Annotated in this window: 9 protein-coding genes and 1 CRISPR repeat array (1 of these 10 only partly in view); of the genes, 7 read left to right on the top strand and 2 right to left on the bottom strand. The window is 48.7% G+C overall.

Going from position 1 to position 15,354, the window contains the following annotated elements; translation table 11 throughout:
- Positions 1–1,376: a CRISPR direct-repeat array (repeat unit 37 nt); it reaches 10,491 nt to the left of the window's first position.
- Positions 1,377–1,447: 71 nt separating this feature from the next.
- From QT992_RS33710 to QT992_RS22840, 3 genes are all read left to right on the top strand, one after another.
- Positions 1,448–1,603 (top strand): transposase, encoded by a 156-nt coding sequence (locus QT992_RS33710; RefSeq protein WP_445251122.1) that lies wholly within the window; start codon positions 1,448–1,450, stop codon positions 1,601–1,603.
- Positions 1,604–1,727: 124 nt separating this feature from the next.
- Complete coding sequence (locus QT992_RS22845) at positions 1,728–2,846, top strand: alkene reductase (RefSeq protein WP_333338428.1); 1,119 nt, start codon at positions 1,728–1,730, stop codon at positions 2,844–2,846.
- Positions 2,847–3,494: 648 nt separating this feature from the next.
- Entirely contained in the window at positions 3,495–4,502 is a 1,008-nt protein-coding gene (locus QT992_RS22840) for a protochlorophyllide reductase (RefSeq protein WP_333099251.1), read from the top strand.
- Between the two features lie 221 nt (positions 4,503–4,723).
- Here the strand turns inward: QT992_RS22840 and QT992_RS22835 are convergent, their stop codons facing one another.
- Entirely contained in the window at positions 4,724–4,903 is a 180-nt protein-coding gene (locus tag QT992_RS22835; RefSeq protein ID WP_333316714.1) for a hypothetical protein, read from the bottom strand.
- Positions 4,904–5,056: 153 nt separating this feature from the next.
- Positions 5,057–5,251, bottom strand: a complete 195-nt coding sequence (locus QT992_RS22830) for a hypothetical protein (RefSeq protein ID WP_333316712.1) — start codon at positions 5,249–5,251, stop codon at positions 5,057–5,059.
- Between the two features lie 26 nt (positions 5,252–5,277).
- On the opposite strand from QT992_RS22830, the gene QT992_RS22825 reads away from it, so the two are divergent.
- The 4 genes from QT992_RS22825 to QT992_RS22810 all read left to right on the top strand — a co-directional run bounded on the left by QT992_RS22825 (position 5,278) and on the right by QT992_RS22810 (position 15,185).
- Positions 5,278–7,461: a ShlB/FhaC/HecB family hemolysin secretion/activation protein gene (locus QT992_RS22825; protein WP_333338434.1), complete on the top strand. Its 2,184-nt coding sequence runs from the start codon at positions 5,278–5,280 to the stop codon at positions 7,459–7,461.
- 454 nt (positions 7,462–7,915) lie between these two features.
- Positions 7,916–8,533 (top strand): Uma2 family endonuclease, encoded by a 618-nt coding sequence (locus tag QT992_RS22820; RefSeq protein ID WP_333342907.1) that lies wholly within the window; start codon positions 7,916–7,918, stop codon positions 8,531–8,533.
- A gap of 106 nt (positions 8,534–8,639) precedes the next feature.
- Entirely contained in the window at positions 8,640–11,576 is a 2,937-nt protein-coding gene (locus QT992_RS22815; RefSeq protein ID WP_333342906.1) for a two-partner secretion domain-containing protein, read from the top strand.
- Positions 11,577–12,290: 714 nt separating this feature from the next.
- The gene (locus QT992_RS22810; protein ID WP_333377800.1) at positions 12,291–15,185 is read left to right on the top strand and encodes an S-layer family protein; all 2,895 of its coding nucleotides are present in this window, start codon (positions 12,291–12,293) and stop codon (positions 15,183–15,185) included.
- The last annotated feature ends 169 nt before the right edge of the window (positions 15,186–15,354 follow it).

The following is a 15,354-nucleotide window of genomic DNA, read 5'->3' as shown; positions in this document are numbered from 1 at the left end:
ACAAATCGCCTCAGCGCGTCAATTTTTGGATGAAAAATGCCGAAAACAACCTAAAACCCTACCAGGGATTGAAACGCGCTATTATCCTTCATCAGGCTTATATCATCCGCCGAAAACAACCTAAAACCCTACCAGGGATTGAAACAATTTCTCCAGAAAACCAGATTGTAGGAAAATTGCCGAAAACAACCTAAAACCCTACCAGGGATTGAAACAACTTGATGCAAAATCAAACTGTTTCTCTCGAAAATGCCGAAAACAACCTAAAACCCTACCAGGGATTGAAACGCCTATAGCCAAGATAGTCCCGGCTTCCCTGTTAAGCCGAAAACAACCTAAAACCCTACCAGGGATTGAAACTTTTCTTCATAGACTCGCAGGATTACAAAATTTTAGGCCGAAAACAACCTAAAACCCTACCAGGGATTGAAACAAAAACTGTGATCGCACAATCGATCAGCCAGTAATGCCGAAAACAACCTAAAACCCTACCAGGGATTGAAACTAGCGGAACCTTTGTACCTCGCGGGACGTAAGCTAAGCCGAAAACAACCTAAAACCCTACCAGGGATTGAAACGGTACGATTACTAATCCACAGGGGTTTGCAGTAAAGGCCGAAAACAACCTAAAACCCTACCAGGGATTGAAACGAAACACGACCGCAGCCTTTAAGAATCCAGTTTTTTCGTTGGCCGAAAACAACCTAAAACCCTACCAGGGATTGAAACGCAATCAGGTGGCATTGCAGCTAGGCAGAATGAGCCGAAAACAACCTAAAACCCTACCAGGGATTGAAACATCTGGGAGGACTCCTGCGGGGGCAGAGAAATATAAGCCGAAAACAACCTAAAACCCTACCAGGGATTGAAACAAATCTACGGCCGCATCCCTTTTAGATAGTTGCCGAAAACAACCTAAAACCCTACCAGGGATTGAAACAATCCTAGAAATCGAATCATTCCAATTCCTGAAAGTGCCGAAAACAACCTAAAACCCTACCAGGGATTGAAACCGGCTGCAACTCCTTGATTGGTGATGCCGATGCAAGCCGAAAACAACCTAAAACCCTACCAGGGATTGAAACTGATAACAGTAACGATAGAATCAACGTTACAAGCGCCGAAAACAACCTAAAACCCTACCAGGGATTGAAACCATAATTCCTGCGACCGTAACCACATTCCATCAGCCGAAAACAACCTAAAACCCTACCAGGGATTGAAACTTCATTCTCAATAAAGCCCGATCTTAACAGCGCTTTTTGCCGAAAACAACCTAAAACCCTACCAGGGATTGAAACTGAATATGCCAACCTCTCAATGTGCCGTCAACAGTTGAGCCGAAAACAACCTAAAACCCTACCAGGGATTGAAACCTCGCAGCTATCTATCTCCTTACTCATCTCCTTGGCCGGAAACAAGTTTCCTTCCAACACTCACAGCAGAGGTGGTGCTCATCGATAATCTCACATTTGATAAAAGTGCTCCGATTCAGGAATTGATTCAAACAGCAGGGTGTAGACTATTATATTTACCGCCATACTCTCCAGAGTTTAACAAAATTGAACAAAGAAGAGTCTTGGCTAAAAAGTCTAAATCGTAAACAGCTTGATGAGTTTGATTGCTTACATTTTGGCGACCCTTGGATGTCTTGCGCCTTGCGTCCTAACACCGGCCGTTGCTAAATGTAATTTCCCAGATTCTTCAGTTGACAAAACCTCAAAATTATGACCACTCAAACAACTTCTCCACTCCTACTGGGCCCCTTCAAAATCGGAGATTTACCCTTAAAAAACCGGGTACTCATGGCACCCATGACGAGAGCCAGAGCCGGTGAAGCGCGGATGCCCAACGCCTTGATGGCAGAGTATTACACTCAGCGAGCCTCCGCTGGTTTAATCATTACAGAAGCCACAGTGGTTTCTACTCAAGCTAATGGTTGGCTCAATACGCCCGGTATTTATTCAGATGAGCAAGGCGAAGCTTGGAAACAAATTGTGACTGCGGTTCATGCCCACGAAACGCCGATTTTCATGCAGCTTTGGCACTGCGGACGAGCTTCCCACAGCAGTTTTCATCAAAACAATCAATTGCCAGTTGCAGCCTCTGCCATCAAAATAAACGGAGAAGGCATTCATACCCCTGTAGGCAAACAACCCTACGAAACTCCCCGCGCTCTAGAAACCGATGAAATCTCCCTGGTTGTAGAAGATTATCGCAAGGCGGCGGAACGGGCAAAAATGGCAGGTTTTGACGGTGTAGAAATTCACGCGGCAAACGGCTATCTCATTGACACATTCCTGCAAACAAAAACCAATCACCGCACTGATTCCTATGGCGGCTCAGTTGAAAATCGCTACCGTTTTCTTAAGGAAATTGTCGAGGCAATAATCACAGTATATCCGGCAAACAGAGTGGGAGTTAGACTTTCTCCCAACGGTGTTTACAATGACATGGGTTCTCCCAGTTACCGCGAAGATTTTCTGTATATCGCAGGGCAGTTAAATGCCTATGATTTAGCTTACCTTCACTTGGTGGACGGTTTGGCATTTGGCTTTCACGAATTGGGAACGCCGATGACGATAGGAGAGTTTCGCGATGTGTTTGCAGGGCCGCTCGTCGGGAACTGCGGATATACTCAAGAACAGGCTGAAACGGCCCTGAGCAGCAAAGTTGCGGATTTAATTGCTTTTGGTCGGGATTTTATCAGCAATCCTGACTTGGTAGAGCGTTTTACTAATGGTTGGCCGCTCAATCCGCCTGCTGAAGTCGGCGTCTGGTATTCTTTTGGGCCTGAAGGTTATATCGATTTCCCTACCTATCAGGAACCTCAAGCTATTTCTTAGGAATGAGAATTAAATAACTTAGAATGCGTGATGGTTCTTGTGGGATGGGCGTCCCGCCCGTCCAGAAAGGGCGGGCGGGACGCCCAACCCACTTTCAAGAGTGTAAATTATTTAATTCGCGATCCTTAGTTGAGTTGATTGGGGCGGGTTTATCAATAAATACCGAGTATGTGCATCATAGATAATTGTCAACCCGCCCCTAATATCATGTCCGGTCAATTAACCATGATTCCTGTAGGGGATCCCCTCACCAAGATATTGAATAGAAACGGGAAAATCTGTAAACCCGCCCCGGTCTTTAATCGCGGTCAATCGATTGGACATGATATAAAAGATGTATGGTTAATTTCTCAAAATAGGACTGGGAGTTGGAAGCCTATTTAATTTTAATCGCCCGTTGAGAGCGAGTATTTCCTATTTGTAAAAACACTTCTTGTGGCTCCTTCCTTCTTCCTCCCGCCTCCTGCCCCCTGCCCCCTGCCTCCTGCCTCCAATTTCTAGCTTGCCGGCAAAAGTTAGAGGCTCCCGGTTGAGATCGAGAACGTTTCCTCATATCCTAATAACCATAGGGTACTTCAAAACATCCAAGCTGCTAGCTCAGGGTTTGAGTGCCTGAAAAAAATCAATAGCGGAAGCGCTTTTAACAAGATGGCACAAAATCACAAATCCACGGTTATCATTACCGGCGCTTCCTCCGGCGTCGGTTTGTACGGCGCGAAAGCTCTCGCAGACAAGGGATGGCACGTAGTCATGGCCTGTCGGGACGTGCGGAAAGCCGGAGACGCCGCGCGAGAGTTGGGTATACCTGAAGGCAGTTTCTCCATCATGGAGATTGACTTGGGCGATTTGGAGAGCGTGCGCCGGTTTGCTCGCGCATTTAAAGCCAGCGGCAGGCCTCTGGACGCTTTGGTGTGCAACGCGGCCATTTATATGCCTTTGATTAAGGAACCGCTGCGGAGCCCGGAGGGTTATGAGTTGACGATGACTACCAATCACCTGGGTCATTTCCTGCTGTGCAACCTGATGATGGAAAATATGAAGCCTTCCTATTATTCCGATGCGAGAATCGTGATTTTGGGAACTGTGACTCACAATCCAGACGAGTTGGGCGGGAAGATTCCGCCGCGCCCGGATTTGGGCAAGTTTGAGGGTTTTGAAGCGGGTTTCAAAGACCCAATTTCGATGGTTGATGGCAAGAAGTTTGAACCGGTCAAGGCTTACAAAGATAGCAAAGTTTGTAATGTGCTGACGATGCGGGAATTGCACCGCCGCTTTCACGAATCCACGGGGATTACTTTCACTTCGCTGTATCCGGGATGCGTCGCGGATACGCCGCTTTTCCGCAATCACTATCCCCTATTTCAGAAGCTGTTCCCGCTGTTTCAGAAGAATATCACCGGGGGTTACGTGTCGCAGGAATTGGCGGGCGAAAGGCTGGCGATGGTGGTTGCTGATCCAGAATACAAGCAATCTGGGGCTTATTGGAGTTGGGGAAATCGCCAGAAAAAAGATGGTAAGTCTTTTGTGCAAAAGGTTTCTCCCCAGGCCCGCGATGATGAAAAAGGCGAGCGGATGTGGGAGTTGAGCGCTAAGTTGGTGGGATTGACTGACGGGGCTCAAATGGGTGCTGCGGCTGGTGCGGGCCGGTCTGCATAATTCAAAGTTACCAATCCCCTTTATCGGGCTTGGCGGTTGAAACGGCGTCTACGCACAGGATGTGGGTAGACGCTGACTCAATAATAAAGCGGGTATTACAGTCGGATTTGGGATGATGCACCACAATCAAAGAAACCGGCTTTTTTAGTGGCTTTGCGGGTTGTAACTCACATCTTCCACCATTCTTCCGAACAGGCAAGATGCCTGTTCCACAAGAAAATTTATCTGTTGTGGAACAGGCGTAACTCACATCTTGCACCATTCTCAAGAACAGGCAAGATGCCTGTTCCACAAGAAAATTTATCTGTTGTGGAACAGGCGTAACTCACATCTTGCACCATTCTCAAGAACAGGCAAGATGCCTGTTCCACAAGAAAATTTATCTCTTGTGGAACAGGCATCTTGCCTGTTCATAAAAAGATTATTGAGAATGGTGCAATATCTCAGTTGTAGCGCGTTTCTGGTTTACCCTGGTGTCCAGGACTGTTCTGGTCGCTGGCATAGCATGAAAGCGTAGGTTTTGCAACTAAAAAAAATTTGTTTTTTTTTACGGTTTACGATCGACTTACACGATATTTTTTCGGATAATCACCCGATTGAAGCGTAAGTGTTGGGAAATGAACAGCCGTCGATCGACCTTTTGGTTTGTAGCCGTCGCCGAAACTGTTGGCTGGGACGGCTGTTTCCTTTTTTTTGCTGTTAAGATTGACTTTTACTTGAAGGTGCTCTATTGCGGAAAATATTTTCACCCAATTATTCGAGATAATTAGATTCTATGGCTTGTCGATCGCAAAAACTATTTTTATTCGCTGGTATTTTGGGGTTAGTTGTGTTGGCCAAACCAGCGAAAACATCCGCTAGCACAGTTGAAATTTTGACCTCAAATGTTGAGGCTTTGGCAGCAGTTAGCAGCAGAGGCGATCGAGCTTTCCTTCCCGATACTAATCTTGACAACCGCGAAGACTTGCCCGTAAAAGACGAGGAAACGCAGTTACCCGCTGAATCAGAACACTCGGTGGCGGCGGAAACTCCCGACTTACCGCCTTCCTCGGCAAATTCAGTCGATGTGACATCTTACACCATTCTCAAGAACAGGCAAGATGCCTGTTCCACAACCAGTGAGTTTGATTGTGGGGTGGGCATAGAGCCCGCCGGTAACAGGCTTATTGACAAGGGTGCAACATCTCAGACCGTTAGCGAAGCCCTCGGAGAGGATCGCACTTTCAGCACAAAAACTCAAGAAACCGAGCTTTTTAACTCAGATCAAAAACTAGAAGAAAGTATTGACCGAAAAAAAATTGATTTGGGTATCGATCGAGCCTCGCAACTCAGTCAACTGCCCAACCCAATTCTGCCGCGAGAACCCGAATTACCAGCTCCTGAGCCGCCGCAACCCCCTGCGCCGTCTCCCCTCCCACCAGCCCCGCTAACACCTGTTCCCGGCGATGATAGACCGGGGATTATAGGTACAATTAGGGTCGATCGCTTTGAATTTGAGGGCAACACAGCCTTTAGCGATCGCGAACTCGCAGAAGTTACGCAACAGTTTGCGGGCCGCGAAATCACCTTTGCCGAACTGATCGCAGCCGAAGCAGCCGTCACTCAAAAATATGTAGCCGCAGGATACATCAACTCCGGCGCTGTAATCATCGCCAACCAAACCTTTCCGAGAGAAGGAGGTGTGGTGAAAATGCGGATTGTAGAAGGCGGATTAGATGAAATTGTGATTAGTGGAAACAGGCGCTTAAATTCAAATTACGTGCGATCGCGCCTAGAACGCGCTACCAGACGGCCCCTCAACCGCGATCGGTTGCTGGAAGCCTTGCAAATGCTGCAACTAGACCCCTTAATTGGCAATATTTCCGCCGAATTGCAAGCCGGAAGCCGCCCGGAAAACAGCCGCTTAGAAGTGCGCGTCAAAGAAGCAGACAGCTTTAGCGCTGAAGTGTTTGCAGACAACAACCGATCGCCCAGCGTCGGCAGTTTTCGGCGCGGTGTTCGCATCAATCAAGCAAATTTGCTCGGTTTGGGCGACGGATTAGAGGTATCTTATGCTAACACCGACGGCAGCAACGAATTCAACGGCAGCTACACAGTCCCCGTCAACGCACGCAACGGCACGATTGGATTCGCTGCGAGTGCTGCTAGCACCAATATCATCGAGGAACCGTTTGATGCTGCTGAAATTGAGGGGAAATCGCGCACCTACGAATTAACTTACCGCCAGCCGATTGTCGAAAAGCCCGATCGCACTTTGGCTTTGGGACTGAGTTTTTCGCGGCAAGAAAGCGACACATTCCTGTCAGGGGAACGATTTGCGCTTTCGGCGGGAGCAAATGAGCGCGGCGAAACCCGGGTTTCGGCGGTGCGCTTTTTTCAAGAATACGTGCAGCGGAGTTCCAACCAAGTGTTCGCGGCGCGATCGCAATTCTCCCTCGGCACTAATCTGTTCGGCGCTACTGCGAACGATAGCGGGCCCGACAGCAGTTTTCTGGCGTGGCGCGGCCAAGCCCAGTATGTGCGGCTGCTAGCCCCAGAAACCTTGCTGATAGTGCGTTCTGACATTCAATTAGCCGATCGCCCCCTGCTTTCCCTCGAACAAATTGGGATCGGTGGCGTTCAAAGCGTGCGCGGATACCGCCAAGATTTGCTGTTAACTGATAGCGGTGCGATCGCCTCTGCTGAAGTGCGAATTCCGGTTTGGCGTGTCCCGGAAGTGGAAGGATTGTTGCAAGTGGCTCCGTTTATCGATTTTGGGTTAGGATGGAACCATTCAGGAGAAAAGCCGAATCCTGACTCTGACAAACTGCTGGGTGCAGGTTTGGGGCTTATTTGGCAGATGGGCGATCGGTTGAATGTGCGTCTCGACTACGGTATTCCTTTGATAAATGCTCGATCGGGCGATCGAACTTTCCAGGAAAAAGGCATCTACTTTCGGATTAATTACTTTGCTTTCTAGCTAGTTCTGGCTGGGGTTGAAACCCCTGTATCCTAGGGGAATTCCACCGCTAGGACGATTAAATATAGTTCATACCAATTTTTTATGAGGTTGCATAGAATCCGATCCCCCCTAGCCCCCCTTAATAAGGGGAGTAGGGGGTGGGACAAGATTCTTCTCAAAGTCAACCCCTACTCCCCAACAATCAGGGGGAGTAGGGGGTATGCGAGGGGGATCGAGATATGTGCAACTTCACATTAAATTGGTATCAGCTAATTCCATGTTCTACTTCAATCTAATATCAAGTTCGGTTAGCTTGGAATGATTTAACCGCAGAGAACGCAGAGGATACAGAGGAAGGGAAGAGAGATGAATAATTCCGATGAAGTGCGGATTAGATATAAAATCTCAACTCTCAAATCTCCAATCTCAAGTCTAAATTGTATAACTTAGTTAACACAAGAGGGCTGGTTTTATGGTTCAGACAAAAACTAAACTAACATTTGCAGAGTTTCTCGAAAAGTATCCAGACGGATCGGGCATCTACGAACTGGTAAATGGAGAGATTGTCAAAGTGGAAGTAACCAGAACTCATAAAAATGTGGCACGATTTCTTGTTAAGTCTTTCGACAGAGAAAGCGAGCGTTTGGGACTTGACTATATCGTTGACAAAGATATAGTTTTCAGAACAATAACAGCTTCAGGACAAGAACAAGGCAGAAATCCTGATGTTGGCGTGGTTAAGGCATCAGTATGGAACAGTAATGTACGTGGCTACGGAGCCCTTACCGAACCTATCCAATTAGCAGTAGAAGTTGCCTCAACTAACTGGGAAGACGACTATGTAGATAAGCTAGATGAGTATCAAAGGCTCGGCATTTGTGAGTATTGGATTGTGGACTATTTAGCGATCGCTTCTAGGGCTTATCTAGGAAATCCCAAAAATCCCACCGTTTTCGTTTACTTTTTGGAAAATGGCAGTTATTTAGTTCAAAGTTTTACAGGTAATGAGCGCATTATGTCTAAAACTTTTCCCGAACTAGAAATCACAGTCGAGCAACTTGTACTCAGCAGCCAAATTCAAAACATTTAGAGAAACTAGCTGAGCTTACACCGATAAACTTTATCCTGGAAAGAGTGTTTTTATGTCTCCCTTGCATTACTCGTTACTATTTGCACCCTTCTCAAGAACAGGCAAGATGCCTGTTCCACAAAGAGTAGATTTTATTTTGGGGAATATGGGTTGGGCATCTAGCCGGGCCGTAAGTTACTCCCTACTGTTTGCCTTCCTGTTGCTATTTCCCACTTCCGCGATCGCCCAAATCATTCCCGATAATACCCTGGGCCCGGAAAGTTCCCGCACGGTTCCCGATACTATCAATAACATACCCTCAGATAGAATCACTGGCGGAGCAACACGCGGCGTTAATTTATTTCACAGCTTGCGCGAATTCAACGTTGGTGAAGGGCGGGGAGCTTATTTTGAAAATCCCAGCGGAATTTCTAATATTTTTACCCGCGTTACGGGCCCCAACTCCTCAAATATTTTAGGTACTCTGGGAGTTTTGGGAAACGGCAATTTATTCTTAATTAACCCGAAAGGAATTGTATTCGGGCCGAACGCTCGGTTAGATGTGCGCGGTTCTTTTCTGGCTGGAACGGCCGACAGCATTGTATTTAATAACGGCTTTGAATTTAGCAGCGCCAATCCCCAAGCAGCGCCGCTATTGACGGTTAATATTCCGGTGGGTTTGAGATTTCGAGAGAATCCCGGCGCAATTGTCAACGCTTCCAGTGTCACCCAAGTTATTCAAGACACAACAATCCCCGTCGGTTTGGCAGTTCCTCCCGGTCAAACCTTAGCACTGGTAGGAGGAGATTTAATCTTTAACAATGGTTTTGCCAGCGCTTTTAGTGGCAATATTCAATTAGGAAGTGTGGCAAGTCCGGGTTTTGTAAGCTTCAACATCACGCCCATAGGATTAGGTTTAGATTATACAAATGTTGCCAATTTTGGCAACATTGAATTATCAGGTTTATCGGCGGTGACGGCGAGCGGGCCCGGTGGGGGCGCGATCGCACTCCGGGGAGGAAATGTGACTTTGCGCGATCGATCGAGCCTAGTATCCGATACCTTGGGAAACATAGACGGCCGCGGCATCAAGATCGAAGCAGCACGATTTAGCCTATTAGATCGAGCCTTTGTCGGCTCCACCACTACCGGAAGCGGAGCCGGAGGCCCGATCCAAATCCGAACCGCCGAGAATATAGAACTCAAGGGAATAGGATTTGAGAACTTTCGGCGACGGCTTCTCGATCGTGCAGCAGCACAACAGCCGGGAGATATCGCCGAGCGCGAAAGCAGCATCATTACCGGAACCCTCGGTGCCGGCAGATCCGGGGAGATCGCGATCGACACCAAACGATTAACTATTCGAGACGGATCGGTAATACTCAACCCTACACTCGGTACGGGAGACGGCTCTGGCGTGACAATTAGAGCCTCTGAATCGGTAGAAATCAACGCCTCCGGGCTGTTGACCACAACTTTTAACAGCGGAAATGCAGGCAGTATCGCTATCGAAACCGGTCAACTGAGTGTCACCGACGGAGCCATCGTCTCGCCCTCGACTTTTAGTGCCGGGAACAGCGGAAATCTGAGCGTGAGAGCTTCTGACTCGGTAATAGTAGCGAGAGAGCGATCGGATAGCCCTGTGAGTACGGCTCTAGTCGCTAACAGTATTGGCGGCACGGGAAGGGCAGGAAACGTTGAAATTAACACCCGCTCCCTGCGCGTCGAAGCAGGGGCTAGCATCACTTCTTCGAGCGGGGCGAGAACTGCAGAGCAGGTGATTCCTGCGGGGGGGCCCGGCGGAAACATCACCATCAACGCCTCAGACTCGGTGGAAGTGCTCGGCACCGCACCGGGCGCTCGCCCTTCCCGAAGTCTAATCGCTGCGGGAACGGCTGGGGGTGGCAAAGGCGGTGATGTGACGGTGAACGCCAGACGGTTGATTGTCCGAGACGGAGGAGCTATCGGAGCCTCAACTCTGGGTACGGGACAAGGGGGAAATGTGACTGTGGTGGCTTCGGAATCGATGGAAATAGCCGGAACTACCAGAGACGGCATCTTTCCCAGCACCATCGGCACAGCTTCGGGAGATTTGCTGTACCAGACTTTGTTGGGGCTGCAACCTCCATCTGGTGCCGCGGGAAGCTTGAGCATTGCAACGGGCCGGTTGAGTGTCCGAGACGGCGCAGCGGTTAGCGTCCAGAGTTATGGAACGGGGGCGGCTGGCAGCATCAATGTTGTCACAGATTCGATCGCCCTCAACAACAAAGGCAGCATTGACGGCACGACTGTATCGGGTATCGGGGCTAATATTAACTTGCGATCGCGAGACATCCAATTGCGCCGCAACAGCCGAATTACCACCGATGCGGGTGCTGCCGACGGCGGTAACATCACCCTCAACAGCGATATCCTAGTGGGGCAAAACAATAGCGACATCACCGCTAACGCTCGCAGCGCTGCAGGTGGCCGCGTTAATGTCAATGTCCCGAATATCTTGGGCTTTGCAGCAGCGGGCCGCGAACAGGTGAGAGATCGGTTGGGGCTGAGCGACGCTCAATTTGCAGCTTTGCAAGTAACTCCTACATCTGAGCTTCCCACCAGCGACATCGCCGCCATTTCCCAAAGTAGCGGCCCGGCTTTGCAAGGTACTGTTACATTTAGTGCTTCTGGGGTGAATCCCGCTCAAGGTTTAGTGGAACTGCCGCAAAATGTTGTCGATCCGACTGCTTTAATTGCGGCAAATCCCTGCACGCAAGGGGTCGAGAGCGCATTTACTGTCACTGGGAAAGGAGGAGTGCCACCGAATCCTAATGATGCCCTCAGCAGCGCTCCATCGGCGTTTCCGTGGGTGGAAGAGGCAGGAAGTTCGACAACGGGCAATGTCCGGGATGTAACCGATCGAGCGAAGACGGAATTGGGCCCAATGCGCGATCGGGAAGTTGTTCCGGCTCGCGGTTGGGTGGTAAATGCTCGAGGAGAAGTTATGCTTGTAGCGAATCAAGTTGCGGGTCAATTGGACGATCGCACGAGGCATTCTGTATCGGTTTGTCCGCCCCGATGACCCATTGATTACAACTCACATCTTGCACCATTCTCGCTTAACAGGCTTTCCGGCCTGTTCCACAAAGAGTAGGTTTTCTTGTGGAACGGGCCGGAGAGCCCGTTCATAAAAGGCTTATTGACAATGGTGCAACATCTCAGTTACAACTCACATCTTGCACCCTTCTCAAGAACAGGCTTTCCGGCCTGTTCCACAAAGAGTAGATTTTTTTCTTGTGGAACGGGCCGCAGAGCCCGTTCATAAAACAATACGCTTGGGCTAGAGGCTTAAGTTGTCACCACTGCGGATGACCAGAAAATAGCCAATGGTTTAAAATTTCTCGCTTTTGTCAGCTAACAAAAGAAAAGGTTAATTATGGTTTTCCCATATCTCTACTTCTGGCAATTACCCAAATTTAACGGAATAAAAGACCGAGACAAAGACTATATTTCAGTTTTGAATTATCTGAAATACAGTAGGGATACGGCACTGCCAAGGCGTGACAAGTTAACCTCAAACCGACCGTCTATTTTGTTTGTATCGAAGTCGATATCCCCCCTAGCCCCCCTTAATAAGGGGGGGACAAGAGATATTTTCAAAGTCCCCCTTCTTAAGGGGGATTTAGGGGGATCTCGACTCGGCTGCAAGCGAGATTTATTATGGGATTCAATTTTAAGTTGTCGCGCCTTGGCACTGCCGTCTCCCTACTCTGAAAAACGCTATATTTCAGGATGGATTTACCTTTTAATTTTGAGTTGTTATTTGTGCCTTTTTCCCGGAAGTGCGATCGCCCAAATCACCCCAGACGGCACTTTGGGCCCGGAAAGTTCGCGCACAGTTCCCGATACAATCAACAACTTACCCTCAGATAGAATCACTGGCGGCGCAACTCGCGGCGTTAACCTCTTTCACAGCTTGCGCGAATTTAACATCCGTGAAGGGCGGGGAGCTTATTTTGAAAATCCCCGCGGAATTACCAACATCTTCACCCGCGTTACGGGGGGAAACTCTTCCAATATTTTAGGAACTCTGGGAGTTTTAGGCAACGGCAACTTATTTTTAATAAACCCGAAAGGAATTATATTCGGGCCGAATGCGCGGTTAGATTTGCGCGGTTCGTTTATCGGTTCAACGGCTGAGAGCATTGTGTTTAATAACGGCTTTGAATTCAGCAGCACCAACCCGCAAACATCCCCGCTGTTAACAGTTAATATTCCCGTTGGTTTAAGATTTAGAGACAATCCCGGTGCAATTGTCAATCAATCGACGGCTATAGGAAAGGTAAACCTGCCAGTCTCTGCTGTGCCAATCCCAATTAGCGATCGAGTGGGTTTAGCAGTAGAAGCAGGTCAAACTTTAGCACTGATTGGCGGCGACATCCAACTCCAAGGCGGCAATTTAACTGCCAGCGGCGGACAAATTTTACTCGGTAGCGTCGCCAGTCCCGGTTTAGTTAATTTTGCACTGACTCCTCCTGTTACTCAGCAGGGGAATTTAACTGTTAATTATGACAATATTCAGAACTTCGGCAATATTCAAATATCTGATGGAACACTTATTAACACCAGCGGAAGTGGGGGCGGCCGAGTAGAGTTAAAAGGTGGAAATGTCGCCATCAGCGGTGCACGAATTTATGCGCTGACACTGGGGAATATTGACGGTAGAGGTATCGATATCAACGCCCAAAATTTGCGAGTGCAAAACGGAACGCAATTTTCTACCCTGACTCTCGGAGATGGTGCAGGAGGTAATATCAACTTGCGCGCTGCTGATTCAGTAGAAATGAGCGGGCTGGGAGTTGATGGCTATCAACAAGTTGTAATTAAGTATCTGGTATCGGGAACCGCAGACCCGTTTGACCCGCTATTTACCCTGTTTAATGCTAGTGCGGGTACTGGTGCGGGGGGGAGTATCGCGATCGACACCGGCCGCCTGCTCCTCAACAATGGGGTAGTAGGTAGCGGGATAACTTTTGGTGCTGGAAGGGGAGGAAACTTAATCATTCGCGCCAATACTTTTGAGATGGTGGGTTCTGGAATCAACAACGGGACAGCGAAAGAAAGTACCGGCGCGGGAGGAAGTATTACTGTTGATGTCAATCGATTAATTATGCGCGACGGTTCTCTTCTCGGTACCACAAGTTACAGCAGCGGCCCGTCGGGGAATATCAACATTAAAGCTGCTGAATCGGTAGAATTGTCTAACACCGGCCCGCGAACAGTTGTGTCAACTGGAATCAGCACGCTGAGTATCGGTTCTACCGGAAGGGCGGGGAATATTAACGTTGATACGAAGCGCTTGACTCTTTCTGGAGGTTCGGCATTTACATTAGGAACGGGTGTTTTAGTGGGCAGGTTTTTGTTTTCTCAGGAGGGCGGGCCTGCTGGAAACTTAACAGTTAGGGCGACTGAATCAGTAGAAATTTCAGGTATTTCTCCACTTTTGACCAGCGGAATTCAGAGTGCTAGTGCACTGAGTTCTGGAACTTTGAGTTCTAGTCGCGGCGGGGATATTCGGATTGATACGCCAAGCCTAACCGTGCGGGATGGAGGGATAGTTTCTACGAGTTCTTTGGGCTCTGGAGATGTGGGGAATATTACTGTTAATGCCGATCGCATTTCAGTCAGCGGCAGCGGAAATAACGGTTTGTTTGTCAGTACAATTGATGCTTCAGTGGGCAAGACATTCGGTACTAATCCCAATGCTACGGCAAATGCGGGTTCGTTGAATCTGAATGCCGATCGACTAATTGTCCGAGATGGAGCTACAGTGACGGTGCAGGCTACGGGAACCGGACGCGCTGGTAATATCAATATTGTCGCAAATTCGATCGCTCTTGATAACAAAGCGATGATTGACGGTACGACTGTATCCGGTACTGGAGCAAATATTAACCTGCAAGCGCGAGACATCCAATTGCGCCGCAACAGCCAAATTACCACCGATGCAGGCACTTCAGACGGCGGCAATATCAACATCAACAGTGATATTATTGTCGCCCTCCCGCAAGAAAACAGCGACATCACAGCCAACGCCCGCACCGCAGGCGGCGGCCGCGTGAATATCAATGTCCCCAATGTCTTCGGTTTTACAGCAGCGAGTCGCGAACAAGTAAGAAGCAGGTTGGGACTCAGTGACGGCGAATTTGCAGCGTTGCAAGTAAGTCCGACTTCTCTAATTCCTAGCAGCGACATCGCCGCGATTTCCCAAAGTGGCGGCGCGGCTTTGCAAGGGGCGGTAACATTTAGTGCTGTTGGAGTGAATCCCGTTCAAGGTTTAGTGGAACTGCCGCAAAATGTGGTGAATCCGGCTGCGTTAATTGCTGCACATCCCTGCATCCACGGGGCCGAGAACGAGTTTACTGTGACTGGGCGGGGGGGATTGCCACCGAGTCCTAATGAAGTTCTCAGCAGCGCTCCATCGCAGTTTCCGTGGGTGGAACCAGCGGTAGGTGGAAGTCAGCAAGTAGAAGGCGAAAGAACATCCCTAGAAACTCGGCCAACAGAAATTATTCCCGCTCAAGGTTGGGTAATAGACGATCGAGGACAAGTAAGGCTGGTAGCCTATAATTCTGGTGGTGGTACCTCTATTCTCCGTCCGAAACCAACGGGTGTTTGCGTACCTCAATAGGTACTCTTCACGTTTTAGCTAATCCCTCGCTATTTTTATAATACTAAATTAACCAGACTTCAAAGATGCTCCGCCAATCTTCCCCCCTATTTTTTGCATTATTACTGCTGTGTCCTTTCCCCGGCGTCGCCCAAATCATCCCCGATAATAGCTTGGGTGCAGAAAGTTC

The sequence above is a fragment of the Microcoleus sp. T3_D1 genome (genome assembly GCF_036700405.1).
GTDB lineage: Bacteria > Cyanobacteriota > Cyanobacteriia > Cyanobacteriales > Microcoleaceae > Microcoleus.
The sequence above is the reverse complement of the archived record's forward strand: the minus strand, read 5'-3'. Positions and strand labels throughout refer to the sequence as shown.

What these genes read in the sequence shown, in the direction of transcription:
- QT992_RS22845 (WP_333338428.1), top strand. Translation starts at nt 1,728, where the DNA reads ATGACCACTCAAACAACTTCTCCACTCCTACTGGGCCCCTTCAAAATC.
- QT992_RS22820 (WP_333342907.1), top strand. Translation starts at nt 7,916, where the DNA reads ATGGTTCAGACAAAAACTAAACTAACATTTGCAGAGTTTCTCGAAAAG.
- QT992_RS22840 (WP_333099251.1), top strand. Translation starts at nt 3,495, where the DNA reads ATGGCACAAAATCACAAATCCACGGTTATCATTACCGGCGCTTCCTCC.
- QT992_RS22825 (WP_333338434.1), top strand. Translation starts at nt 5,278, where the DNA reads ATGGCTTGTCGATCGCAAAAACTATTTTTATTCGCTGGTATTTTGGGG.
- QT992_RS22835 (WP_333316714.1), bottom strand. Translation starts at nt 4,903, where the DNA reads ATGCCTGTTCCACAAGAGATAAATTTTCTTGTGGAACAGGCATCTTGC.
- QT992_RS22815 (WP_333342906.1), top strand. Translation starts at nt 8,640, where the DNA reads ATGCCTGTTCCACAAAGAGTAGATTTTATTTTGGGGAATATGGGTTGG.